This window comes from Citrobacter sp. Cpo109 (assembly GCF_030332565.1).
Lineage (GTDB): Bacteria > Pseudomonadota > Gammaproteobacteria > Enterobacterales > Enterobacteriaceae > Citrobacter > Citrobacter portucalensis.
This window is the reverse complement of the sequence record NZ_JAOWHQ010000045.1, coordinates 196,381-221,044: the sequence shown is the minus strand read 5'-3', so window position 1 is coordinate 221,044 and position 24,664 is coordinate 196,381. Positions and strand designations below refer to the sequence as shown.

22 protein-coding genes and 1 pseudogene are annotated in these 24,664 nt (G+C 53.3%); 11 read left to right on the top strand and 12 right to left on the bottom strand.

The features are described from left to right. Positions 1–15 precede the first annotated feature (15 nt). Positions 16–1,471: pseudogene (locus tag OGY71_RS05505) on the top strand (DASS family sodium-coupled anion symporter). Between the two features lie 44 nt (positions 1,472–1,515). Beyond that, complete coding sequence (locus OGY71_RS05500) at positions 1,516–1,971, top strand: HIT family protein (protein WP_181510211.1); 456 nt, start codon at positions 1,516–1,518, stop codon at positions 1,969–1,971. A 102-nt stretch (positions 1,972–2,073) separates the two neighbouring features. Here the strand turns inward: OGY71_RS05500 and OGY71_RS05495 are convergent, their stop codons facing one another. Continuing rightward, positions 2,074–4,245 carry a YgiQ family radical SAM protein gene (locus OGY71_RS05495; protein WP_286612948.1) on the bottom strand — a complete coding sequence of 724 codons (2,172 nt, stop codon included), beginning with the start codon at positions 4,243–4,245 and terminating at the stop codon, positions 2,074–2,076. A 199-nt stretch (positions 4,246–4,444) separates the two neighbouring features. On the opposite strand from OGY71_RS05495, the gene OGY71_RS05490 reads away from it, so the two are divergent. Next, a complete protein-coding gene (locus OGY71_RS05490; RefSeq protein ID WP_020996330.1) occupies positions 4,445–5,920 on the top strand; it encodes a TrkH family potassium uptake protein in 1,476 nt (491 codons plus the stop codon). Positions 5,921–5,936: 16 nt separating this feature from the next. On the opposite strand, the gene ftsP is transcribed toward OGY71_RS05490, so the two are convergent. From ftsP to OGY71_RS05470, 4 genes are all read right to left on the bottom strand, one after another. After that, positions 5,937–7,349, bottom strand: coding sequence for a cell division protein FtsP (gene ftsP, locus OGY71_RS05485; RefSeq protein WP_008785819.1), 1,413 nt, complete (start codon positions 7,347–7,349; stop codon positions 5,937–5,939). A gap of 71 nt (positions 7,350–7,420) precedes the next feature. Continuing rightward, positions 7,421–8,158, bottom strand: coding sequence for a 1-acylglycerol-3-phosphate O-acyltransferase (gene plsC / locus OGY71_RS05480; RefSeq protein WP_003024540.1), 738 nt, complete (start codon positions 8,156–8,158; stop codon positions 7,421–7,423). 195 nt (positions 8,159–8,353) lie between these two features. Further along, positions 8,354–10,612, bottom strand: a complete 2,259-nt coding sequence (gene parC / locus OGY71_RS05475; RefSeq protein WP_003828391.1) for a DNA topoisomerase IV subunit A — start codon at positions 10,610–10,612, stop codon at positions 8,354–8,356. Between the two features lie 118 nt (positions 10,613–10,730). Further along, positions 10,731–11,129, bottom strand: a complete 399-nt coding sequence (locus OGY71_RS05470; protein ID WP_003024544.1) for a YgiW/YdeI family stress tolerance OB fold protein — start codon at positions 11,127–11,129, stop codon at positions 10,731–10,733. Positions 11,130–11,279: 150 nt separating this feature from the next. Between OGY71_RS05470 and qseB the strand changes: the two genes are divergently transcribed. The 4 genes from qseB to OGY71_RS05450 all read left to right on the top strand — a co-directional run bounded on the left by qseB (position 11,280) and on the right by OGY71_RS05450 (position 14,321). Beyond that, positions 11,280–11,939: a quorum sensing response regulator transcription factor QseB gene (qseB, locus tag OGY71_RS05465; protein WP_003828394.1), complete on the top strand. Its 660-nt coding sequence runs from the start codon at positions 11,280–11,282 to the stop codon at positions 11,937–11,939. Further along, on the top strand, positions 11,936–13,285 hold the full coding sequence (qseC, locus tag OGY71_RS05460; protein ID WP_286612946.1) for a quorum sensing histidine kinase QseC: 1,350 nt from the start codon (positions 11,936–11,938) through the stop codon (positions 13,283–13,285). Before qseB ends, qseC begins: the two co-directional genes overlap by 4 nt. 109 nt (positions 13,286–13,394) lie before the next feature. After that, positions 13,395–13,976 carry an NAD(P)H-dependent oxidoreductase gene (locus tag OGY71_RS05455; protein ID WP_003828397.1) on the top strand — a complete coding sequence of 194 codons (582 nt, stop codon included), beginning with the start codon at positions 13,395–13,397 and terminating at the stop codon, positions 13,974–13,976. Between the two features lie 30 nt (positions 13,977–14,006). Then, positions 14,007–14,321: a putative quinol monooxygenase gene (locus OGY71_RS05450; RefSeq protein WP_003024557.1), complete on the top strand. Its 315-nt coding sequence runs from the start codon at positions 14,007–14,009 to the stop codon at positions 14,319–14,321. Positions 14,322–14,427: 106 nt separating this feature from the next. Here OGY71_RS05450 and parE read toward each other — a convergent pair whose 3' ends face one another. Genes parE through nudF form a run of 5 tightly spaced genes read right to left on the bottom strand, consistent with a single transcriptional unit; the run spans position 14,428 to position 18,833 of the window. Further along, positions 14,428–16,320 (bottom strand): DNA topoisomerase IV subunit B, encoded by a 1,893-nt coding sequence (gene parE / locus OGY71_RS05445; RefSeq protein WP_003024571.1) that lies wholly within the window; start codon positions 16,318–16,320, stop codon positions 14,428–14,430. A gap of 28 nt (positions 16,321–16,348) precedes the next feature. Next, positions 16,349–16,930, bottom strand: a complete 582-nt coding sequence (yqiA, locus tag OGY71_RS05440) for an esterase YqiA (RefSeq protein WP_003024575.1) — start codon at positions 16,928–16,930, stop codon at positions 16,349–16,351. After that, positions 16,930–17,757, bottom strand: a complete 828-nt coding sequence (gene cpdA, locus OGY71_RS05435) for a 3',5'-cyclic-AMP phosphodiesterase (protein ID WP_003828400.1) — start codon at positions 17,755–17,757, stop codon at positions 16,930–16,932. The genes yqiA and cpdA overlap by 1 nt, the downstream gene beginning before the upstream one ends. Positions 17,758–17,781: 24 nt before the next feature. Then, positions 17,782–18,204, bottom strand: a complete 423-nt coding sequence (locus tag OGY71_RS05430) for a DUF1249 family protein (RefSeq protein WP_003024582.1) — start codon at positions 18,202–18,204, stop codon at positions 17,782–17,784. After that, positions 18,201–18,833 carry an ADP-ribose diphosphatase gene (nudF, locus tag OGY71_RS05425; protein ID WP_048225550.1) on the bottom strand — a complete coding sequence of 211 codons (633 nt, stop codon included), beginning with the start codon at positions 18,831–18,833 and terminating at the stop codon, positions 18,201–18,203. The genes OGY71_RS05430 and nudF overlap by 4 nt, the downstream gene beginning before the upstream one ends. A 199-nt stretch (positions 18,834–19,032) precedes the next feature. Between nudF and tolC the strand changes: the two genes are divergently transcribed. The 3 genes from tolC (at position 19,033) to OGY71_RS05410 (ending at position 22,502) form a co-directional block, all read left to right on the top strand. Continuing rightward, positions 19,033–20,511: an outer membrane channel protein TolC gene (gene tolC, locus OGY71_RS05420; RefSeq protein WP_126957673.1), complete on the top strand. Its 1,479-nt coding sequence runs from the start codon at positions 19,033–19,035 to the stop codon at positions 20,509–20,511. A gap of 147 nt (positions 20,512–20,658) precedes the next feature. Next, positions 20,659–21,336, top strand: a complete 678-nt coding sequence (locus tag OGY71_RS05415; RefSeq protein ID WP_003024591.1) for a DUF1190 family protein — start codon at positions 20,659–20,661, stop codon at positions 21,334–21,336. Between the two features lie 5 nt (positions 21,337–21,341). Further along, on the top strand, positions 21,342–22,502 hold the full coding sequence (locus OGY71_RS05410; protein ID WP_003828411.1) for a glutathionylspermidine synthase family protein: 1,161 nt from the start codon (positions 21,342–21,344) through the stop codon (positions 22,500–22,502). Positions 22,503–22,587: 85 nt separating this feature from the next. Here OGY71_RS05410 and ygiD read toward each other — a convergent pair whose 3' ends face one another. After that, positions 22,588–23,376, bottom strand: a complete 789-nt coding sequence (gene ygiD, locus OGY71_RS05405; protein ID WP_003828413.1) for a 4,5-DOPA-extradiol-dioxygenase — start codon at positions 23,374–23,376, stop codon at positions 22,588–22,590. A gap of 147 nt (positions 23,377–23,523) precedes the next feature. Between ygiD and zupT the strand changes: the two genes are divergently transcribed. Continuing rightward, on the top strand, positions 23,524–24,297 hold the full coding sequence (gene zupT / locus OGY71_RS05400; protein WP_003024600.1) for a zinc transporter ZupT: 774 nt from the start codon (positions 23,524–23,526) through the stop codon (positions 24,295–24,297). A 65-nt stretch (positions 24,298–24,362) separates the two neighbouring features. Here the strand turns inward: zupT and OGY71_RS05395 are convergent, their stop codons facing one another. After that, positions 24,363–24,539, bottom strand: coding sequence for a hypothetical protein (locus OGY71_RS05395; RefSeq protein ID WP_003828416.1), 177 nt, complete (start codon positions 24,537–24,539; stop codon positions 24,363–24,365). Between the last annotated feature and the right edge of the window lie 125 nt (positions 24,540–24,664).

The following is a 24,664-nucleotide window of genomic DNA, read 5'->3' as shown; positions in this document are numbered from 1 at the left end:
CATAGGTGCGTAAGCGTGACTGAGAAAAAAAGTAGCGGAGTCAAATGGCTCCCATTAATTCTTATAATATTCATTTCTGCCGGACTGTGGCAACTTACCCCTCCCTCGGGGTTAAGTGCGCCAGCCTGGCATTCGGCAATTATCTTCGTCGCGACGATTGCCTCTATCGTGGCAAAAGTTTTACCCATCGGCGCGGTCGGCATTATTGGGATTACGGTTTTTGCACTCGCCTATGCTGCCGGGGATAAAACCGCCAGCGGCGCTATCACCACGGCACTGAGTGAGCTGAACAGTTCACTTATCTGGCTTATCGTCGTGGCTTTTATGATTGCCCGCGGATTTATCAAAACTGGCCTCGGACGACGCATTGCGCTGCAGATGATCCGTCTGCTCGGCAAGCGCACGCTGGGACTCGCCTATGGTCTGGCTTTTGCCAGATCTGATCCTCTCCCCGGCAATGCCGAGTAATACAGCACGCTGCGGCGGCGTCATCTATCCGATTGCTGACTCTCTGGCACGCAGTTTCCATTCGAACCCGGAAGATGAGTCCCGCAGTAAAATCGGTACCTTTCTTATCACCTGTATTGGCAACGTCAACGACGTCACCGCCGCGCTCTTTATGACCGGCTATACCGGCAACCTGTTGGCGGTGAAACTGGCGGCCAATGCAGGCGTCACGCTGACCTGGGGCGGCTGGTTTATGGCGGCGCTGCTGCCATGCCTGGTGTCCTTACTGCTGGTTCCACTGCTGGTCTACTGGATCGTGCGCCCGGAAATTAAGCACACGCCGGATGCCCCGAATCTGGCGCGCAAAGAGCTGGCGGAAATGGGCAGTATGTCTCGCGGCGAATGGCTGATGCTGGCTACCGTCGGCGTACTGCTGGTGCTGTGGATTTTTGGCGATACGTTAGGCGTCGACGCCACCACTGCCTCGTTCGTGGGACTGTCCATTTTATTGCTAAGCGGCGTTCTGAGCTGGGAAGATGTGAAGAGCGAGAAAGGTGCATGGGACACACTGATTTGGTTTGCCGCGCTGTTGATGATGGCGAACCAGCTGAAAAAACTGGGCTTCACCACCTGGTTTGGCAATCTGATCGGCGATAGCCTGAGCAGTACTATGCACGGTACCAGTTGGGTGATCGTCCTGCTGCTGCTGAACGCCGCCTACTTCTATACCCACTACTTTTTTGCCAGCGGTAATGCACAGATTGCCGCGCTGTACGCCGTTTTCCTCGGCGTCGGTCTGCATCTGAATATTCCCGCAGCCCCCACGGCATTAATGCTGGCCTTCACCAGCAGTTTGTACTGCTCGCTCACCCAGTACACCCACGCTCGCGGTCCAATCCTGTTTGGTGCCGGGTATGTTCCAACGGGCGTCTGGTGGCGCACAGGATTTATCATCAGCTTGTTTAACCAGGCGGTGTTTATCACCGTGGGTCTGATGTGGTGGAAGGTGTTGGGTCTGTACTAAACTGACTGCGTCCAGACGAATCACCTTACCTGCGGAGAAAAGGAATGACCTGTATTTTCTGTCAAATAGTTGAAGGTAAAGCCCCCTGCCATAAGGTCTGGGAAGACGAGCATCATCTGGCTTTTCTGTCGATTTTCCCGAACACCGACGGTTTTACCGTGGTGATCCCGAAAAAGCATTATCCCAGCTATGCCTTCGATATGCCGCCGCAGGCACTGGCTGATCTGATGCTGGCAACCCAAAAAGTGGCTAAGAAACTGGATAAGGCTTTCCCGGATGTCAGTCGTACAGGGATGTTCTTCGAAGGTTTCGGCGTAGACCATGTACACAGCAAATTAAGCCCCATGCATGGCACTGGCGATCTAACCCACTGGAAACCGATTGAAGCGCGGCAGACTAAATTTTTCGAGCAATATGAAGGATATCTGTCGTCACATGACCACGAACGAGCGGATGATGCAAAACTGGCCGCATTAGCGGCCAGAATTCGTGAAGCATAAATACTGCGTCTTTCTACCGGATGGCGGTACAAGGAACTTATCCGGCCTACAAAACTGTGCTGTACGTAGGCCGGATTAGCTTTCACCATCGGGCAAGACAGATTAGCGCCCTGCCACTTTCCCGCGTTTTTTGTTTGCAGCAGGCGTCTGGCGCTGATGCGCCACCGGTGTGTGCTTGGTCAACGCCGGACGGGTATGACGGTTCTGGCGACGCGCTTCGCGCATCTCTTCCAGCGTAGGTGCCGGGACCAGACATTCGCGACGACCGCCGATCAGATGCTTTTTACCCATATCTTCCAGCGCCTGGCGGATTAACGGCCAGTTAGCTGGATCGTGGTAACGCAGCAGGGCTTTATGCAAACGACGCTGCTTATCACCTTTCGGCACCACCACATCTTCACTCTTATAACCAATTTTACCCAGCGGGTTTTTCCCGGTGTAATACATGGTTGTGGAGTTCGCCAACGGCGATGGATAGAAGTTCTGCACCTGATCCAGACGGAAACGACGTTGCTTCAGCCACAACGCCAGATTCACCATATCTTCGTCACGCGTACCTGGGTGCGCGGAAATAAAGTACGGGATCAGATACTGCTCTTTACCCGCCTGTTTAGAGTAGGTATCGAACAATTCCTTAAAGCGATCGTAGCTGCCCATCCCCGGCTTCATCATCTTCGACAGCGGGCCTTCTTCGGTATGCTCTGGCGCAATCTTGAGATAACCGCCAACGTGGTGGGTCGCCAGCTCTTTGATATAGCGTGGGTCTTCAACCGCGATGTCATAGCGCACGCCCGAAGCGATGAGGATCTTTTTAATGCCTTTCAAATCACGCGCTCGACGATAAAGGTTAATCGTCGGTTCGTGGTTGGTGTCCATATGCGGACAGATATCCGGGTAGACGCATGACAGACGACGGCAGGTCTGTTCCGCGCGCGGTGACTTACAGCGCAGCATATACATGTTTGCCGTTGGGCCGCCGAGATCGGAAATCACGCCGGTAAAGCCCGGAACGGTGTCGCGAATGGCTTCGATTTCATTGATGATCGAGTCTTCAGAGCGGCTCTGGATGATACGACCTTCGTGCTCGGTGATCGAACAGAACGAACAGCCGCCAAAGCAGCCACGCATAATGTTGATCGAGAAACGGATCATCTCATAGGCCGGAATGCGGCTGTCACCATACGCCGGATGCGGCACGCGTTTGTACGGCAGCGCAAAGACGCTATCCATCTCTTCGGTAGAGAGCGGAATGGCTGGCGGGTTGATCCAGATGTAGCGATCGCCGTGCTTTTGCATCAGCGCACGCGCACAACCTGGGTTGGTTTCGTGGTGCAGGATACGCGACGCATGCGCATACAGCACTTTATCGCCCTTCACTTTTTCGAAGGACGGCAGCAGCACGTAGGTTTTTTCCCACGGTTTCGGGCGCGGCGACTGTACGGTTACCGCTTTCGCTTCCTGCTTTTTCGGTGCGACCGGTTTGTTGTCAGCACACGGCAGATCTTCACCATACGGATGCGGGATCGGGTCAATCTTGCCCGGCGTGTCGAGGCGCGTGGAATCCACCCCACTCCAGCCCGGCAGCGCTTCTTTAACCATAATCGCAGTGTTACGCACGTCGCGGATCTGATCGATGGTTTCGCCCATCGCCAGACGATGCGCCACTTCCACCAGCGGACGTTCGCCGTTGCCGAACATCAGCATGTCGGCTTTGGAATCCACCAGAACAGAGCGGCGAACGGTATCAGACCAATAGTCATAGTGCGCAGTACGGCGCAGGCTGGCCTCAATACCGCCGAGAATAACCGGCACATCTTTCCATGCTTCTTTACAGCGCTGGGTATAGACCAGCGTGGCGCGGTCCGGACGTTTGCCCGCAACGTTGTCCGGTGTGTAGGCATCGTCATGGCGCAGTCGGCGATCTGCGGTGTAGCGGTTGATCATCGAATCCATGTTGCCTGCGGTCACACCAAAGAACAGGTTCGGTTTGCCCAAACGCATAAAATCGTCTTTGTTGTTCCACTCCGGCTGGGCGATAATCCCTACGCGAAAGCCTTGTGCTTCCAGCATACGTCCGCAAATTGCCATGCCAAAGCTGGGATGATCGACGTATGCATCGCCGGTAACCAGAATGATGTCGCAGCTATCCCAGCCAAGTTGGTCCATTTCGTCGCGTGACATCGGCAAAAACGGTGCCGGGCCAAAACAGGCAGCCCAGTACTGCGGCCAGGAGAAAAGGTCTCTGTCCGGCTGGATCAGGGATATTGCGCTCATAATGCTTCCAAAAATGGTAAAAAAATAATCAAAGGCCGAGGATTATACGCTGTATATCGGCAAGAAATGAAGTGGAGTCTGAACCAGACCAGTAGAAAGTTATATAAATTGTTAAATTTTACGACGATCATTTTTATCAATCATAATTAACACCATGCCAGCCAGCTGAGATAACTCTTTTTCGGCGGGGGATTTTTCATTGCGACTCAACGATTCACTGCATATTTCCCAGTTACGGGTTGTTGTTCACCTGTGCGGATTTCTGGTTCTTCTCTACAGCTTTTCTATGCTGCCACCGATGCTCATCGCTTTGTTAAATAAAGAGCGGAGCTTGTTCGCTTTTTTCAGCACATTTATGACTTTCTTCACCCTCGGCGGCGGGGCGTGGTTGGCAACCAAACATGCGGGTATTCAACTGCGCACCCGGGATGGTTTCGTCATTATCGTCCTGTTCTGGCTGTTGTTTTCATTTATCAGCGCGATGCCGATGTGGATGGACGATGGATTAAACCTCTCTTTTGCGGATGCCCTGTTTGAAGGAGTTTCTGGAATTACCACTACAGGCGCAACGGTGATTGATGACGTCAGCGCCTTGCCGAAGTCGTATCTGTACTATCGGGCTCAGCTCAATTTTATTGGCGGTCTGGGTGTTATTGTCCTCGCCGTAGCGGTATTGCCGCTGCTGGGTATTGGTGGCATGAAGCTGTATCAGTCTGAAATGCCGGGCCCTTTTAAAGAAGAGCGCCTCACGCCAAGACTTGCTGATACTGCACGTACGCTGTGGATGACCTATGTCATTCTGGGTCTGATCTGTACTCTGGCCTACTGGGCTGCCGGGATGTCGTTTTTCGACGCCTTATGCCACGGGCTGTCGACGGTCTCTCTCGGCGGATTTTCCACTCGCAGCGAGAGCATCGGCTTTTATAACAGCCATGCCATTGAGCTTGTCGCCGGGATATTTTCACTGCTGTCTGCATTTAACTTCACCCTCTGGTACGTTGCTATCGTGAAACGTACCTTCAAACCCTTTCGTCGTAATGCCGAATTGCGTTTCTTTTTGCTTATTGCGTTGGTGGTCACTCTGATCGCCACCTGGCAAGTTTGGCGGGCAGGTATGTACGGATTAACGGACAGCCTGGTGCATGCTTTTTTTCTGGCCAGTTCGATGCTGACAGATAATGGCCTGTCGACGGCGGATTACGCGCAGTGGCCTTCGCACACGATCTTCATGCTGCTCAGCGCCAGTTTCTTCGGCGGTTGTGTGGGTTCGACCTGCGGGGGGATTAAGGTGCTGCGCTTTTTGATTATGTTCAAGCAGTGCCGTCAGGAGTTACACCAGCTCGCGCACCCTCGCGCCCTGCTGAATATCAAAGTGGGCAATAGCGTGGTAAGCGACCGGGTGGTGCGTTCGGTATGGAGCTTTTTCTTTCTCTACGTTTTGTTCACCAGCTTTTTTATCTGGGCGCTCAATCTGATGGGCTACGATCTCTTCTCCTCTTTCGCCACCGTCGCCGCCTGCATCAACAATATGGGGCTGGGATTTGGCGTCACCGCCACGACATTTGGCACCTTAAACGAGGAAGCAAAGCTACTGATGTGCGCGGCCATGATCATGGGGCGTCTGGAGATTTACCCCATTCTGATCCTGTTCTCGCGCATGTTCTGGCGGGCGTAACGAATACACCGGCGCATTAAGGCGCCGGGTTCACCAACATCTGTCCGATTGAGCCACGATCCGCCATTTCCAGCGTCTGGCTATTAAAGTAGAACGGGAAATGGGCCCAGGAAGGCTGTCCGTAATAAACCAGTAATTCAACCTGGCCATCAACCCAGACAGTATCTTTCCAGCCTCTGTCTTCCGGGAACGGCATCGCGCCATTCACATTACGGATCAGGAACGAAACACCTTCAATATGGAAGGACTGGGGCATATCCGCCCGCACCGTCCAGCGCTCCCAGGAGCCCTGCTGGGCAGTAATATCCATACGATTGACGTCCCACAGCTGACCGTTGATGCCAGGATCGTCATCCAGACTGATATCACGGCTGCGAATCGGCGAACCGCTGAGGATTTCCGTTGGCAGCAGGCGCATTGGCAGGCTGTCAGTCACCAGCGGCAGAAGACCTGTCGGGCGCAACGTCAATACCAGCGTGGAGATGAGAATACTGGAAGGCTCAAAGAACCCGCGGATCCTGTCGACAATACTGGCCGCCTCACCGCAGGTGATAGAGACCTCATTACCGTTAGTCATATCCACCAAGATCTCACGACGCTCGCCCGGTGCCAGCGAGAGCTGCTTCACCGAAACAGGCGCAGGTAAAAAACCCTGATCGCCGGAAATCACATGCAGAGCACGGCCATCACTCATTTGCAGCTGGTAACGACGCGAGTTTGAAGCGTTCAGCAAACGCAAGCGCACCCAGCCACGGGAGACTTCGACATACGGGCTCTGCGCCCCATTGACCAGCAGCGTATCACCGACAAAGCCACCGCTGCCGGGCTCGCTGTATTCCGGCGTGCCAAAGTTGTCCAGCCGCTTGTCCTGGATAATGACCGGAAAATCATCCACGCCATAGTGGTTGGGAATAGACAGTGATTTACTCACTTCATCTTCAACCAGCCACATCCCGGCAAGACCGTTGTAGACCTGCTGAGCAGTACGATTTGGCGTATTAGCGTGATACCACAACGTGGCGGCATTCTGGCGAATCGGTAGCACCGGCGCCCAGTCAGCATTCGGGGACATCATGCGCGCCGGGCCGCCCATCAGCGGGCCTGGTACCTGCAACCCGGCGACGGTCATCGAGACATTTTCAGTCAGACGGTTGCTGTAGATAAGCTTGACGTCATCCCCTTTCCAGACACGGATTGTCGGTCCCAGATAGCGGCCGTTAATTCCCCAGACAGGTGCGCGCGTGCCTTGCGTAAAGGACCAGTGCGCACGTTGCAGCGTCATAAATAGCGGCTGCCCCCGGCGGGATTCCAGCAGCGGAGGCACGGGTAACGGTTGTTGCTGACCGGCAGCATTAGCCTTCAGCGGAACAGCACCTGCACACAGTGCGATCCCCGATGCCTGAATGAACTGACGCCGACTGAATGACATATAAACTCCATAAAAAACTGGCTATTAACACGCAGGAAGTCATTTCCTGTAAAAAACCCGAATTGCGCGGATTAAACCTTACCGGCGGCTTCCCGCTCAGCAACTTCTTTATCGAGTTCTGCGATTTTTTGTTCCATCAGCGTGCGGCAATGCGCTGCCAGTTCACGAACCTGATCTTTCCCAAAGTGGCTAATATCCACCGGCGGCAACATCTCGACAATCGCCAGACCATTATTGAGTCGATTGAGTTTTATCTTGTTCGAGGTTGTGGAAACGCACACCGGAATGACCGGGACACCTGCAGCAATCGCTGCATGGAACGCACCGGTTTTAAACGGCAGCAGACCGCGACCACGGCTACGCGTCCCTTCCGGGAACATCCAGATAGAAATGCGACGTTTTTTGAAATGATTCACCACGGCAGCAATGGTGCTGTGCGCTTTAGCGCGGTTGTTTCTGTCAATCAACAGGTTACCGGTTAACCAGTACAGCTGCCCGAAGAAAGGGATCCACAGCAGGCTTTTTTTACCTACTGTCACCGTCGGCGGCTGAACGATATTCGCAGCGGTAACCATGTCATAGTTGTTCTGATGGTTACAAATATAGATAGCATTACCATAGTTCTGCGCGTCTGCCGGCATGCGGCACTCGACCTTCAGGCCATAAAGGGGAGCCAGGCGGCCAAACATATGACCGAACGTTGCGACGTGTTTTGGATTTCGTGGGCTGAACAGACAGTATATGCAACCGAAAATACAGACCAGAACGCAGTAAATAACAGTAATAATTAAACGAAAAATATATAGCATAACAACCTCTAAGGCCTAAGAGCCTGGCATTTTACGTCACCTGATTCATCATGCGGTATCAGGTTAGGGCTTTGTTAAGGGCGGCTCTCTGGAAAAGCGTATTGTTAATCGCAACGCACGAATAAACAACGGTTTCACGGGAATTTTTAACGTTGGCTCTCCCTGGGCTTTAACAGGGAGAGCCGGACGGTAGCGTTATTCTTCGCTGTCGCCGTGACTGGCGCGTCGAGGCGAGTCAATCTCAATGCTGTCGATACGCTGCAGACCACGCATTAGCGTGCCGCGACGACCGCGCTCACCGGTCACTTTCTGCAACTCTTCAGGACGCAGTTTGATTTTGCGCTTACCGACGTGGATGGTCAGCGTGCTCTGCGGCGGCAGCACGTAAAGTTGCGCCAGACCATCCTCGCCTTTCGCCGCTTCCGCTGAAGGGATATTAATGATCTTGTTCCCTTTGCCTTTCGACAACTGCGGTAAATCGCTCACCGGGAACATCAACATGCGACCGGCCTGGGTAATAGCCAGTAGCATGTCGGTTTCATCTTCAATCACCACCGGCTGCATCACGCGCGCATTTTCTGGCAGCGTAATCAACGCCTTACCAGCACGGTTACGTGCGACCAGGTCATTGAAGGTGCAGACAAAACCGTAGCCCGCATCGGAGGCCATCAGCAGTTTCTGATCGTCGCCTTCCATCAGCATGTGCTCAACCGTCGCGCCTGGCGGCAGCGTGAGCTTCCCGGTCAGCGGTTCACCCTGACCACGCGCCGACGGCAGCGTAATCGGGTCGATGGCATAGCTGCGTCCGGTCGAGTCCACGAACACCACCGGCTGGTTGCTCTTACCCTTCACTGCCGACTTAAAGCTGTCGCCCGCTTTATAGCTTAATCCCGGTGCATCGATGTCGTGGCCTTTGGCGCTACGCACCCAGCCACTCTGGGACAACACAATGGTCACCGGCTCAGATGGCAGCATGTCGTGCTCGCTCATCGCCTTCGCTTCTTCGCGCTCCTGCAACGGAGAACGACGATCGTCGCCATAGGCGTCTGCATCGGCCTGCAGCTCTTTCTTCAGCAGGTTACTCATTTTACGTTCGGAAGCCAGAATGGCCTGCAACTGATCGCGCTCTTTCGCCAGCTCATCCTGCTCACCGCGGATTTTCATCTCTTCGAGTTTGGCAAGGTGGCGCAATTTCAGCTCAAGGATGGCTTCAGCCTGGGTTTCAGAAATGCCAAACCGCGACATCAGCTCAGGCTTAGGTTCATCTTCATGACGAATAATTTCGATTACTTCGTCAATGTTGAGGAACGCCACCAGCAAACCTTCAAGGATGTGCAGGCGCTTGAGCACTTTTTCCAGACGATAATTCAGGCGGCGACGCACGGTATCGCGGCGGAACGCCAGCCATTCGGTGAGGATCTCCAGCAGGTTTTTCACCGCCGGACGACCATCAAGACCGATCATGTTCAGGTTGATACGGTAGCTCTTTTCCAGATCGGTAGTGGCAAACAGGTGGTTCATCACCTGCTCCATATCCACACGATTAGAGCGCGGGACAATCACCAGACGGGTCGGGTTTTCGTGATCCGATTCGTCGCGCAGGTCGTCTACCATCGGCAGCTTTTTATTGCGCATTTGAGCAGCGATCTGCTCCAGCACTTTTGCCCCGGAAACCTGATGCGGCAGCGCGGAAATCACCACCGCGCCGTCTTCTTTCGTCCATACCGCACGCATACGTACGGAGCCGCGTCCGTTCTCGTAAATCTTACGAATTTCCGCGCGCGAAGTAATGATCTCCGCTTCGGTCGGGTAATCCGGCCCTTGCACGATATCCAGCAACTGATCCAACGTCGTTTTCGGCTGCTCAATCAGGGTAATCGCTGCTTTTGCCACTTCACGCAGGTTATGCGGCGGAATGTCCGTTGCCATACCAACGGCAATACCGGTCGTGCCGTTCAGCAGAATATTTGGCAGACGCGCAGGCAGCATCTTCGGCTCCTGCATGGTGCCGTCGAAGTTTGGCACCCAGTCCGACGTTCCCTGACCGAGTTCGCCCAGCAAGACTTCCGCATATTTAGACAGGCGTGATTCGGTATAACGCATCGCCGCGAAGGATTTCGGATCGTCCGGTGCCCCCCAGTTCCCCTGCCCGTCAACCAGCGGGTAACGGTAAGAGAACGGCTGCGCCATCAGCACCATCGCTTCATAGCAGGCGCTGTCGCCATGCGGATGGTATTTACCCAGCACGTCACCGACGGTACGGGCGGATTTTTTAAATTTGGCGCTGGCATTCAGCCCCAGTTCGGACATCGCGTACACGATGCGACGCTGAACGGGTTTCAAACCATCGCCAATAAACGGCAACGCCCTGTCCATGATGACGTACATGGAATAGTTCAGATAGGCGTTTTCCGTGAATTCATGCAGCGCCAGGCGCTCTGCCATATCGCTCATTAATCGTGGTTCCTCAACTTTGTACCCCTCTATTGAAGGGCAATATTGCCGCAGATACTACCCTATCTGGCGTGTTGAGTCACAAAGAAAAGGGCTGCGAATGCGGCCCTGATGGGGATTACTTAGCAACTTTGGTAATCTGTTTCACGTCGATTTCAACGGAGTTCCAGTCTTTATCCACTTCACCCTGGATTTCAACCACATCCTGCGGTGTGACGGTTACGCCGTTCCAGCGCTTGTGGTCGATATCCACATTCACCGTGCCGGTCGCATCTTTAAACACGTACAGGTCGTCGGAAATACGCTCAACGATGTTCCCACGCAGGGTAACCCAGGTGTCATCACGCAGTGATTTGGCGCTTTCTACCGTCGTGCTGCTACCGTTCGGGCCGACAAATCCGCCGTTTTGGCTCTGCGTGGTGGTTGTCGTTGGCCCAGAGAAGCCGCCCTGCTGAGCTGCCAGAACAGGTGCGGAACACAGTGCCATTACGGCAACCATTGCAGCTAATTTTTTCATCGTCATGTCTCCCTTTCATGTTGGTTTACGACTATTAAATAAGTTAATCCTTAACAAGTTCTTAAGGCAAAAAAAGATACTTTTTTTGCTGTACAGAGACTGTAGCCACAGGTTTACTGACTGCAAATGAGTTATCGCAGGGATGAACATATGCGTATTTTACTGATCGAAGATGACACGTTGATTGGCGATGGCCTGAAAACAGGTCTGAGTAAAATGGGTTTCAGCATCGACTGGTTTACCGAAGGTCGCCAAGGGAAAGAAGCACTCTACAGCGCACCTTATGATGCGGTAATCCTCGACCTGACGCTGCCGGGCATAGACGGACGGGACATTTTGCGCGAATGGCGAGCCAACGGAAAGCAGGAGCCTGTGCTGATTCTGACCGCTCGCGACGCGCTGGCAGAACGCGTTGAAGGCCTGCGCCTGGGCGCAGATGACTATCTGTGCAAACCCTTTGCGCTGATCGAAGTTGCCGCCAGACTGGAGGCACTGGTACGTCGTGCCAGCGGCCAGGCCAGCAACACATTGTGCCATGGCCAGGTAACGCTCGATCCCGGCGCGCTGGTCGCCACGGCGGCGGGTGAACCTTTGTCACTCAAACCTAAAGAGTTCGCGCTGCTGGAACTGCTGATGCGCAACAAAGGTCGCGTCCTGCCCCGCAAACTGATTGAAGAAAAACTGTATACCTGGGACGAAAATGTCTCCAGCAATGCGGTTGAGGTCCACGTCCATCACTTACGCCGTAAGCTCGGCAGCGACTTTATCCGTACCGTGCATGGCATTGGCTATACCCTGGGTGACGCATGAAACTCACACAACGCCTCAGCCTGCGAGTCAGGCTAACGCTTATTTTTCTGATTCTGGCATCAGCGACCTGGGCCGTATCCAGTTTTGTGGCCTGGAGGCAGACTACCGATAATATCGATGAACTGTTTGATACGCAGCTGATGCTGTTCGCCAAGCGGCTTAGCACGCTGGATATCAGCGATGTCACCACCTCAAGCACGATGGCCCGCACGCCAAAAAAACTGAAACATGGCCATATTGATGACGACGCACTGGCATTTGCCATCTACTCCACCGACGGCAAAATGGTGCTACACGATGGCGACAATGGCCAGGATATTCCCTACAGCTACAGCCGGGAGGGGTTTAGCGACGGCCAACTCAGGGGCGACAACGATTCCTGGCGCTTCCTGTGGCTGAATTCCGCTGATGGAAAATATCGCATTGTGGTGGGCCAGGAGTGGGAATACCGGGAGGATATGGCGCTGTCGATCCTTACCGCACAGTTAACCCCGTGGCTGGTTGCGCTGCCGCTGATGTTGCTGATCCTGGTGGTCATGCTGAGTCGCGAACTCAGGCCGCTAAAAAAACTGGCGCAAGCTCTGCGCTGGCGCGCCCCGGAGTCAGAAGAACCGCTCGACCCGAAAGGTGTGCCAAGCGAAGTGCGCCCGCTGGTTGAATCGCTTAATCAGCTGTTTACCCGTATCCACTCTATGATGGTCCGCGAACGACGCTTTACCTCTGACGCTGCTCACGAGCTACGCAGTCCGTTGACCGCGCTGAAGGTGCAAACCGAAGTGGTGCAACTGTCAGACGACGACCCGCAAACGCGGGAAAAAGCGCTGGTGCAGCTGCATGCGGGAATTGAACGCGCCACCCGACTGGTCGATCAGCTCCTGACGCTTTCGCGCCTCGACTCCCTCGATAATCTTCAGGATGTGGCAGAAATCTCGCTGGAGGAGCTACTGCAATCCGCGGTGATGGATATCTACCACCCGGCCCTGCAGGCGCATATTGACGTACGTTTGCAGATTAACGCACACAATATCACGCGCACAGGACAGCCGCTTTTGCTGAGCCTGATGGTACGAAATCTGCTGGATAATGCCATTCGCTACAGTCCGCAGGGGAGCATTGTGGAAGTGACGCTCAACGCCCGTAACTTCAGCGTCAAAGATAATGGTCCTGGCGTTGCGCCGGAGGTACTTACACACATCGGTGAACGCTTTTATCGTCCACCGGGACAAAGCGTGACCGGCAGCGGCCTCGGCCTGTCGATTGTCCGCCGTATCGCAACACTGCATGGAATGTCAGCCTCGTTTGGCAATGCCCCGGAAGGTGGCTTTGAAGCAAAAGTCAGTTGGTAATTGCGTTATTGTTGCTCACATAGCAAAAGACTTTGCACATTTTGCTAATTTCACCGCACCGCTGGTGGGAGTAAAATCGTCCTCAAACGTATTTCCTTGAGGACACAAAATGAGCAACATTCTAATTATCAACGGGGCGAAAAAATTCGGCCATTCTAATGGTCAACTGAATGACACCCTGACCGAGGTCGCGGACGGTATCCTGCGCGACCTCGGGCATGATGTTAAAGTCGTACGCGCAGACAGCGATTATGACGTAAAAGCAGAAGTGCAGAATTTCGTCTGGGCCGATGCGGTTATCTGGCAGATGCCTGGCTGGTGGATGGGCGCACCGTGGACCGTGAAAAAATACATCGATGACGTGTTTACCGAAGGTCACGGTACGCTGTACGCCAGCGACGGCCGCACACGTTCAGATGCCTCTAAAAAATACGGCTCCGGCGGGCTGATTCAGGGCAAAAAATACATGCTGTCCCTGACCTGGAACGCACCGATGGAAGCCTTCACTGAAAAAGACCAGTTTTTCCATGGCGTTGGCGTTGATGGCGTCTATCTCCCGTTCCATAAAGCAAACCAGTTCCTGGGAATGGAAGCGCTGCCGACCTTTATCACCAATGACGTGATTAAAATGCCGGACGTCCCGCGTTATATCGCAGAATATCGCAAGCATCTGACCGAAATTTTTGGTTAACTGGTAACCTGGAATTAGAAGGAGTTAACCATGCTTACCGTTATTGCAGAAATCCGTACACGTCCAGGTCAACATCACCGCCAGGCGGTACTGGATCAGTTTGCCAAAATCGTTCCGACCGTACTGAAAGAAGAAGGCTGCCACGGCTATGCGCCGATGGTGGATCATGCCGCAGGTGTGAGTTTTCAGACCACAGCGCCAGATTCAATCGTGATGGTTGAGCAGTGGGAAAGCATCGCGCATCTTGAAGCGCATTTGCAAACCCCGCATATGAAAGCCTACAGCGAAGCCGTGAAAGGTGACGTGCTGGACATGAATATTCGTATTCTGGAGTCGGGCATTTAAGATTGTCGATTTGCCGGGTGACGCTTAGCTATCCGGCATAAATCGCTTCGTCAGATGAAAGCCGGATAAGGCATTTTACGCCCGTCTCCGGCTTTTCTACATGCAATTACCCTTCGAGATCCGCCAGGTCGCCTTTCTCTTGCAACCAGTTTCGACGATCTTCAGAACGCTTTTTGGCCAGCAGCATATCCATCATTGCGTTGGTACGCTGATCGTCTTCATCATCGATAATGAGCTGCACCAGGCGACGGGTGTTCGGATCCAGCGTAGTTTCACGAAGCTGCATCGGGTTCATTTCACCCAGACCTTTAAAGCGCTGCACGTTCGGCTTGCCTTTCTTGCGCTTTAACTGCTCCAGTACGCCCGCTTTCTCTTCTTCCGTCAGCGCGTAATACACCTCTTTACCAAGGTCGATACGGTATAACGGCGGCAGCGCCACGTAGACGTGACCGTGTTTCACCAGCGTGCGGAAGTGTTTCACAAACAGCGCGCACAGCAGCGTGGCGATGTGCAGGCCATCGGAGTCCGCATCCGCCAGGATACAGATCTTGCCGTAGCGCAATTGGCTCAGATCGTCGCTGTCCGGATCGATGCCGATCGCCACGGAAATATCGTGAACCTCCTGCGAAGCCAGCACTTCATCGGAAGAGACTTCCCATGTATTGAGGATCTTACCTTTCAGCGGCATGATCGCCTGATATTCACGATCGCGCGCCTGCTTGGCCGATCCGCCCGCCGAGTCACCTTCGACAAGGAACAGTTCGGTGCGATTAAGATCCTGTGCGGTACAGTCCGCCAGTTTACCCGGCAGCGCCGGACCGCTGGTCAGCTTTTTACGCACTACTTTTTTCGCCGCACGCAGACGACGCTGCGCGCTGGAAATCGCCATCTCAGCCAGCAGTTCGGCTGACTGCACATTCTGGTTCAGCCACAAACTGAATGCATCTTTCACCACGCCAGAGACGAATGCCGCACACTGACGCGAAGAGAGGCGCTCTTTGGTTTGTCCGGCAAACTGCGGATCCTGCATTTTTACCGACAATACATAAGCACAGCGATCCCAGATATCTTCCGCCGACAGCTTCACGCCACGCGGCAGGATGTTACGGTATTCACAGAACTCGCGCATCGCATCCAGCAGTCCCTGACGCAGACCGTTAACGTGCGTACCGCCCTGCATGGTTGGGATCAGGTTCACATAGCTTTCGGTCAGCAGCTCGCCGCCTTCCGGCAGCCAGAGCAGCGCCCAGTCCACCGTCTCCGTCTCACCGCTGAAATTACCGATAAACGGTTTTTCCGGCAGCGTCGGTAGGCCATTCACCGCTTCGCTCAGATAGTCATTTAAACCATCCTGGTAGCACCAGCGCTGCTCGCTGTTGTTGACCTCATCCTTAAAAGTGATCTCAACGCCTGGGCACAGTACCGCTTTTGCTTTCAGTACGTGCGTTAAGCGCGAAACAGAAAAACGCGGGCTGTCAAAGAAGCTTTCATCCGGCCAGAAGTGCACGCTGGTCCCGGTATTGCGTTTGCCGCAGGTACCGACAACCTGTAAATCCTGCACTTTATCGCCATTCTCAAACGCGATGTTGTATACCTGCCCGTCGCGGCGCACGTTCACTTCCACACGTTTGGACAGGGCGTTGACGACGGAGATACCCACACCGTGCAGACCGCCGGAGAACTGGTAGTTCTTGTTAGAGAACTTGCCGCCCGCGTGCAGACGACAGAGGATCAGCTCAACCGCCGGAACGCCTTCTTCAGGGTGAATATCTACCGGCATGCCGCGTCCGTCATCAATGACTTCCAGTGACTGGTCGGCATGTAAGATCACGTCCACGCGTTTTGCGTGACCCGCCAGTGCTTCATCCACACTGTTATCAATCACTTCCTGTCCAAGATGGTTCGGACGGGTCGTATCGGTGTACATCCCAGGGCGACGGCGTACCGGCTCAAGCCCAGTGAGTACCTCAATGGCATCAGCGTTATAAGTTTGCGTCATGGTTTAAATAAGCAATTCGAATTGATCGTCAGAAACTGTGCAGTCCAAGGAAATCGACAATCGGGTTGAAATAATCTTCGAAGCCCGTGAATGCGTGGTTTCCGCCCTCAATAACTGTCTGACGGCAGGAGGCGTAATACGCCACCGCCTGGCGGTAGTCCAACACTTCATCGCCCGTTTGTTGGAGCAGCCAGATCAAATCCGGCGCTTCCAGCGGGTCAATCTGCATGACTTTAAGATCGTAAATATGGCGTGACTCTAGCACATATTGCTGCCCCGTGTAGGGGTTCTCGTTTTGACCGAGATAGTCGACCAGCAGTTCATAAGGCCGTACGGCAGGGTTCACCACCACTGCCGGCAGCATAAAACATTGCGACAGCCAGGTGGCGTAATAACCGCCTAAAGAGGAACCGACAATCCCCAGCGACTCTCCGCCATGTTCAAGAATGATCGATTCCAGCATCTCTGCGGCCTGCGCTGGATACGGAGGTAGCTGCGGCACGATCATCTCAACGTGCGGGTGGTGCTCCGCCAGCCAGTTTTTCAGTAAACACGCCTTCGCCGAACGAGGAGAGCTATTAAATCCGTGAAGATAGAGAAGCGTAGACATCAGTAGCCTTCTGAAGCGGTATCAGGGTGGAACCGATTACCCTGCAGACGACGTACCTGAGTCTGCAATGTTCCGTCGGCAAAAAGCTCCAGCGTCCGCCAGCCTGGGCTGATGGTATCCAATGTGAAGTTGGAACAGTGCGGTTTAAACTGCACGCAGGTCGACGGCGTCGCCAGCAGACGGCGACCGTTCCAGTCCAGATCCAGTTCCTGATGAATATGCCCGCACAATAGATACCTGGCGCGAGGATAATTCACCAGCACGTTATCCAGCTCAGCGGCATTACGCAGACTGTGCTGATCGAGCCAGCTGCAGCCTGCAGGCAGAGGATGATGATGCAGAAGCAACAAGGTATTACGATCTGGCGCATCAGCAAGTTTACGCTCCAGCCATTCGAGCTGGAATTCACTTAACTCACCGTGGGGAACGCCGAACACCTGGCTGTCCAGCAACAATATTTGCCACTGTTCGCCAATGAAAACGCGTTTGGCCGGGGAAATGCCCGCATCCTGCAGCGCGCTGTACATTGCCGGCTGAAAATCGTGATTGCCCGGTAGCCAAACGCAAGGCGCACGAAAACTTGCGATGCCCTCAGCAAAATGCTGATAAGCCGCAGCGGATTGATCCTGCGCCAAATCACCCGTCGCGACGATCAGATCGTACTCAGGCGACTCTGCATGTATTGCATCCAGTACGGATTGATAGCTGTCCCAGGTGTTCACACCCAGCAGCGTTTCATGCTTTTCGGCAAACAGGTGAGTGTCTGTAATTTGTAAGATCCTGACTCTGGCCTCACCAGCCAAAGGAAGGGTTAACAGGCTTTCCAAATGGTGTCCTTAGGTTTCACGACGCTAATAAACCGGAATCGCCATCGCTCCATGTGCTAAACAGTACCGTAACCAGTCGGCCAGAAACTGATTAATTTGATGCTTTTCGTCGCGTTGATGCAACTTTTTATTTGGATAATCATACCGCGCTTTGAAGCGAAAGATCTGCTGACTTGAACACACTTCAGCCACCCTTGCGTCATGATACAGGCGCACAGTCAATGACGGCAGGCTCCAGTAAGTGACGGCCGGTGCCGTTTGTTCGATCGCGACAAGCGTAGTGTATCGGGTCGATTCAACGATCGTTAACCGATATTGTGCGTTTGCTACCTGATAGCTCACTGTTTCACCGGCTGCATCATTACGTGGCAGCAGGCGGCGCAATTGCGAATAGTTGGTTTCGCACAGACGCATCATTTCAGGGAAGTCAGGTGTGTAACGCTTCATTTTTTCCACTCAGTTTTTAACTCTTGATAGTGCAGCTGTAACCATTGCAAGGCGATGACAGACGCTGCGTTGTCGATTTTCCCCTCTTCTACCCATTGGTAAGCCTGTTCCCGGCTTACCACATGAACACGAATATCTTCGTTTTCATCAGCCAGACCGTGTATTCCGCTCGCGGTCGTGGCGTCCACTTCGCCGACTAAAATAGACAGACGCTCACTGGTGCCACCCGGGCTTGCCAGATAGCTCAGAACGGGTTTCGTCCTTTTAACTTCCAGCCCGGCCTCTTCCATTGCTTCACGACGGGCTACATCTTCAACGGTTTCGCCCTCTTCGATCATTCCGGCTACCATTTCCAGTAGCCACGGGCTTTCGCTGGTATCAAATGCCGCAATACGAATCTGCTCGACCAGCACAACTTCATCCCGCTCAGGGTCAAAGGGTAGCAAGACAGCCGCGTGTCCGCGCTCAAAAATTTCGCGCGTTACCTCACCGCTCATCCCCCCGTTAAACAGGCGGTGGCGAAACCGATAAAGATCCAGTGAAAAAAAACCGCGGTATAGCGTTTCTCGTGCAATAATTTCTACATCATTTTTAGTGAAAGTCATTGGCAAGTTGTCTGGTTTACGCATTGTGCTGTCCTGAAACCAATAGTGATTAAAATGTGAATTTCAAGGTCGTTTGACTGATGTTTGAACGCCCTTGTGTTAAATTGATGCAAATTAACGCCGTATGGCACGTAACGCCAACTTTTTGAAGTGGCGGATTCTGCTAGAATCAGCAAATATTTTTACAATTTGATCAGCGCTAAATACTGCTTCACAACAAGGAATGCAAATGAAGAAATTGCTCCCCATCCTTATCGGCCTGAGCCTGTCGGGGTTCAGTACTTTGAGCCAGGCAGAAAACCTGATGCAGGTTTATCAGCAAGCACGCCTGAGCAACCCGGAATTGCGTAAATCCGCCGCCGATCGCGATGCTGCATTCGAAAAAATTAACGAAGCGCGTAGTCCATTGCTGCCGCAACTGGGTTTAGGTGCCGATTACACCTACAGCAATGGCTACCGTGATGCAAATGGCGTCAACTCCAATGCAACCAGCGCATCTTTGCAGTTAACTCAGTCTATTTTTGACATGTCTAAATGGCGTGCCCTGACGCTGCAAGAAAAATCAGCGGGCATCCAGGACGTGACCTATCAGACCGATCAGCAAACGCTGATCCTGAATACCGCCACAGCCTATTTTAACGTATTGAACGCAATTGACGTGCTTTCTTATACCCAGGCACAGAAAGATGCGGTCTATCGTCAGTTAGATCAGACCACTCAGCGTTTTAACGTTGGCCTGGTTGCCATCACTGACGTACAGAACGCCCGTTCACAATACGATACCGTGCTGGCGAATGAAGTTACCGCGCGTAACAATCTGGATAACGCGGTAGAACAGCTGCGCCAGGTGACCGGTAACTACTACCCGGAACTGGCTTCACTGAACGTTGATGGTTTTAAAACCAACAAACCGCAGGCGGTGAACGCGCTGCTGAAAGAAGCAGAAAACCGCAACCTGTCATTATTGCAGGCCCGTTTGAGCCAGGATCTGGCGCGTGAGCAGATTCGTCTGGCGCAAGATGGTCATTTACCGACTCTGAATTTGACTGCCTCTACCGGCGTTTCTGACACCTCTTACAGCGGCTCTAAAACCAACACCTCCCAGTACGACGACAGCAACATGGGCCAGAACAAAATTGGTCTGAGCTTCTCGCTGCCGCTGTATCAGGGCGGAATGGTTAACTCGCAGGTGAAACAAGCGCAGTACAACTTTGTTGGCGCGAGCGAACAGCTGGAAAGCGCGCACCGCAGCGTGGTGCAGACCGTGCGTTCTTCGTTCAACAACATTAATGCTTCCATCAGTAGCATTAACGCGTACAAACAAGCGGTTGTCTCGGCCCAAAGCTCTTTGGATGCGATGGAAGCCGGCTATTCCGTAGGTACACGTACCATCGTGGATGTGTTGGATGCCACCACCACGCTGTACAACGCCAAGCAGCAACTGGCGAATGCGCGTTATACCTATCTTATTAACCAGTTAAACGTCAAATCTGCGCTCGGTACGCTGAACGAGCAGGATCTGGTAGCACTGAACAATACGCTGGGTAAACCCGTATCCACGACTCCGGATACGATCGCGCCGGAAAACGCGCAGCAAGATGCCGCGGCGGACGGTTATACGTCCAACAGCGCGACGCCTGCGGCTCAGCCAACGGCCGCGCGTTCAACCAGCAGCAACGGCAACAACCCGTTCCGTAACTGATGCTGATGACGGGGCTTCGGCCCCGTCTGAACGTAAGACAACGTAAAGATCCGCCTCTTCTTCCGCATTCTCGCCTCTTCCCGCTTCAATTTCGACCAGTCATCCTCTATTCTGAGCAGAGTTACCACTGGGTACTGGAAGACATAAATGAAACGGACAAAATCTATACATCACGCCTCGTTCCGCAAAAGCTGGAGCGCGCGCCATCTGACTCCTGTCGCCCTGGCAGTTACCGCTGTGTTTATGCTCGCGGGCTGTGAAAAGAGCGACGAAACGGTTTCGCTTTATCAGAACGCTGACGACTGCTCTGCAGCTAACCCGGGTAAAAGCGCCGAATGTACTACTGCGTTTAACAATGCGCTGAAAGAAGCTGAACGTACCGCGCCAAAATACGCCACTCGTGAAGACTGTATCGCTGAATTCGGCGAAGGCCAGTGCCAGCAGGCTCCTGCGCAAGCAGGTATGGCGCCGACCGGTGAAGGCCAGGCTCAGGCGCAGAATCAAAGCAGCGGCAGCTTCTGGATGCCGCTGATGGCGGGCTACATGATGGGCCGACTGATGGGCGGCGGAATGGGCGCTCAGCAACCGCTGTTCAGCTCGAAAAACCCAGCCAGCCCGGCTTACGGCAAATACACGGATGCCAGCGGTAAAAACTACGGTGCAGCAACGCCGGGTCGCACCATGACCGTACCGAAAACCGCTATGGCACCGAAACCTGCCACCACCTCTACCGTAACCCGCGGCGGATTTGGTGAGTCTGTGGCCAAACAGAGCACCATGCAGCGTAGCGCAAGCGGCACCACCACACGTTCAATGGGTGGCTGATCGTCATGGAAAGAGTCAGTATTGTTGAGCGCCCGGACTGGCGCGACAAAGCCACCGAATACGGTTTCAATTTTCACACGATGTACGGCGAGCCGTACTGGTGTGAAGACGCGTACTATAAGCTCACCCTTGCTCAGGTCGAAAAGCTGGAAGAGGTCACCGCAGAGCTGCATCAAATGTGCCTCAAGGTGGTGGAAAAGGTCATCGCCAGCGATGAGTTGATGACCAAGTTTCGCATTCCGAAGCATACCTGGGGCTTTGTCCGCCAGTCCTGGCAGACGCAGCAACCGTCGCTCTATTCACGTCTCGATCTGGCATGGGACGGCACGGGTGAACCCAAGCTTTTAGAAAACAACGCCGATACGCCAACCTCGCTGTACGAAGCCGCGTTTTTCCAGTGGATCTGGCTGGAAGATCAGCTCAATGCGGGCAACCTGCCGGAAGGCAGCGATCAGTTCAACAGTCTGCAGGAAAAACTGATCGAGCGTTTCACCGAGCTGCGTGAGCAGTATGGTTTTCAACTGCTTCATCTGACCTGCTGTCGTGATACGGTGGAAGATCGCGGTACGATCCAGTATCTACAGGATTGCGCGGCCGAAGCTGAGATCGCTACAGAATTCCTCTATGTAGAAGATATTGGTCTTGGTGAAAAAGGTCAGTTCACCGACATGCAGGATCAGGTAATCGCTAACCTGTTCAAGCTCTATCCATGGGAATTCATGCTGCGTGAAATGTTCTCCACCAAGCTGGAAGATGCTGGCGTTCGCTGGCTGGAACCGGCCTGGAAGAGCATTATCTCCAATAAAGCACTGTTGCCGCTGTTATGGGAAATGTTCCCGGACCATCCGAACCTGCTGCCAGCGTACTTCGCCGAAGACGATCATCCGCAGATGGATAAATTCGTCGTCAAACCGATCTTCTCACGCGAGGGGGCTAACGTCTCCATTGTTGAGAACGGTAAAACGATCGAAGCAGTGGAAGGACCGTACGGTGAAGAAGGTATGATCGTGCAGCAGTTCCATCAGCTACCGAAGTTTGGCGACAGCTATATGCTGATTGGCAGCTGGCTGATCAACGATCAACCAGCCGGGATCGGCATTCGTGAAGACCGCGCGTTGATCACACAGGATCTGTCACGTTTCTATCCGCATATTTTTGTCGAATAATTGAGAGTGCCGGGTGGCGGCTCCGCCTTACCCGGCCTTCAGCATGAACTTATTGCCCGATAAGCGCAGTGCCATCGGGCATTCATCATCCAACCTGCACCGACAACATACTTAAACTTCCCATCTCAATACCATCTACCGGGATCGTGACAGACTCTTTACCGTCCCATGCCCCGAGTACATACAGCAGCGGCAGATAGTGATCCGGCGTCGGGTTTGATAACGATCCACCTTCATGATCGAGATAGTTCACCAATGGGTGCTGCTCAACCGGTCCCTGCCATGTCAGGTTTGCCTTAACATAATCATTGAATGAAGTCGCCCACGGATAAGGCGTGTTCTCACCGTGCCAGCGCGCAGTGCGCAGGTTATGCACCACGTTACCACTGGCCACCAGCATAATGCCCTCATCACGCAGCGCCGCCAGCTTACGGCCCATCTCAAAATGCCATGCCGCGGGTTTGGTGCTATCAATGCTCAGTTGCACCATCGGAATGTCCGCATTCGGATACATCTTGATCAGCACGCCCCAGGAACCGTGGTCAAAACCCCAGGCTTCTTTGTCCAGGGTCACAGGCACTGGAGCAAGTAAGTCAACCAGATGCTGCGCCAGTTCAGGAGAACCAGGAGCCGGGTAATGGGTGTCATATAATGCTTGCGGAAAACCGCCAAAATCGTGGATCGTTTTGGGGGCTTCCATCGCAGTCACACCCGTTCCACGGGTGAACCAGTGCGCCGAGACCACCACAATGGCTTTCGGACGCGGCAACGTTTCCCCCAGTTGCTGCCAGGCACGGGTATAAACGTTATCTTCCAGAACATTCATCGGGCTACCGTGGCCCAAAAACAATGCTGGCATACGAGTTGAAGACATGATGATATCCTTACTGAGGGAGTCATTTTGATACCACCACAATACGCTTATTCGGTTGATGAAGAACTCAGATAACCATGATGAAGATCATCAGTTATTTTGACGATCCAACCCGGACAGCAGATTGATAAGGAGTTTTATTTGTCGATGTCAGTACCTTTACTTCTGACTTTACTGGCAGGTGCCGCCACGTTTATCGGCGCATTTCTCGGCGTGTTAGGGCAAAAACCGTCTAACCGCGTTCTCGCCTTTTCTTTAGGCTTCGCCGCCGGGATTATGCTACTGATCTCCCTTATGGAGATGCTACCTGCTGCGCTGGCCGCTGAAGGTATGTCGCCAGTGCTGGGCTACGGAATGTTTATCGTCGGCTTACTGGGCTACTTTGGTCTGGACCGTCTATTGCCGCACGCGCACCCTCAGGATCTGGTACAAAAAACAACGCAGCCTCTACCCGGCTCTATTAAACGCACCGCGATTTTATTAACGCTCGGCATCAGCCTGCACAACTTTCCTGAAGGGATTGCGACGTTTGTTACCGCCAGTAGCAACCTTGAGCTGGGCTTTGGTATTGCCCTCGCCGTTGCATTGCACAATATTCCTGAAGGATTAGCGGTGGCGGGTCCCGTCTATGCCGCCACAGGCTCCAAACGTACGGCGATATTCTGGGCAGGGATTTCAGGTATGGCAGAAATACTGGGCGGCGTACTGGCGTGGTTAATTCTCGGTAGCCTTATATCACCGGTGGTAATGGCGGCAATAATGGCGGCTGTCGCAGGTATTATGGTGGCGCTGTCCGTCGATGAATTGATGCCGTTGGCAAAAGAGATCGATCCCAATAATAATCCCAGCTATGGGGTGTTATGTGGAATGTCGGTGATGGGGTTAAGCCTCGTCATCCTCCAGTCGATGGGAATCGGATAATCCAGAGGGCGGATGCCACTCTGCAAATTTACAGCATCCGCTCATCCATAGCAAAATATGAAGGACTAATCCTGTTCCTTAATCGCGCTGTTATCTTCACCAGAACGGCGAAAGAGTTTGTTTCGCGCTTCAAGTAAGGCATCTCTGTCCTGGCGGAATGCCCGACAATAACGTTTCATATGACAATAATAACCCACCGCAACGAGTGCAATTAATACAATCCAATACCAGGCAATAAACATTCTTCTACCCTTAAAATTTAACATCATTAAACATTTAACGTTAAAATTTTACACAACCTTATTCTGACATACTCATATAGTGGCATATTTCAGAAACAAATATATGATTTCGATCATATAAATCA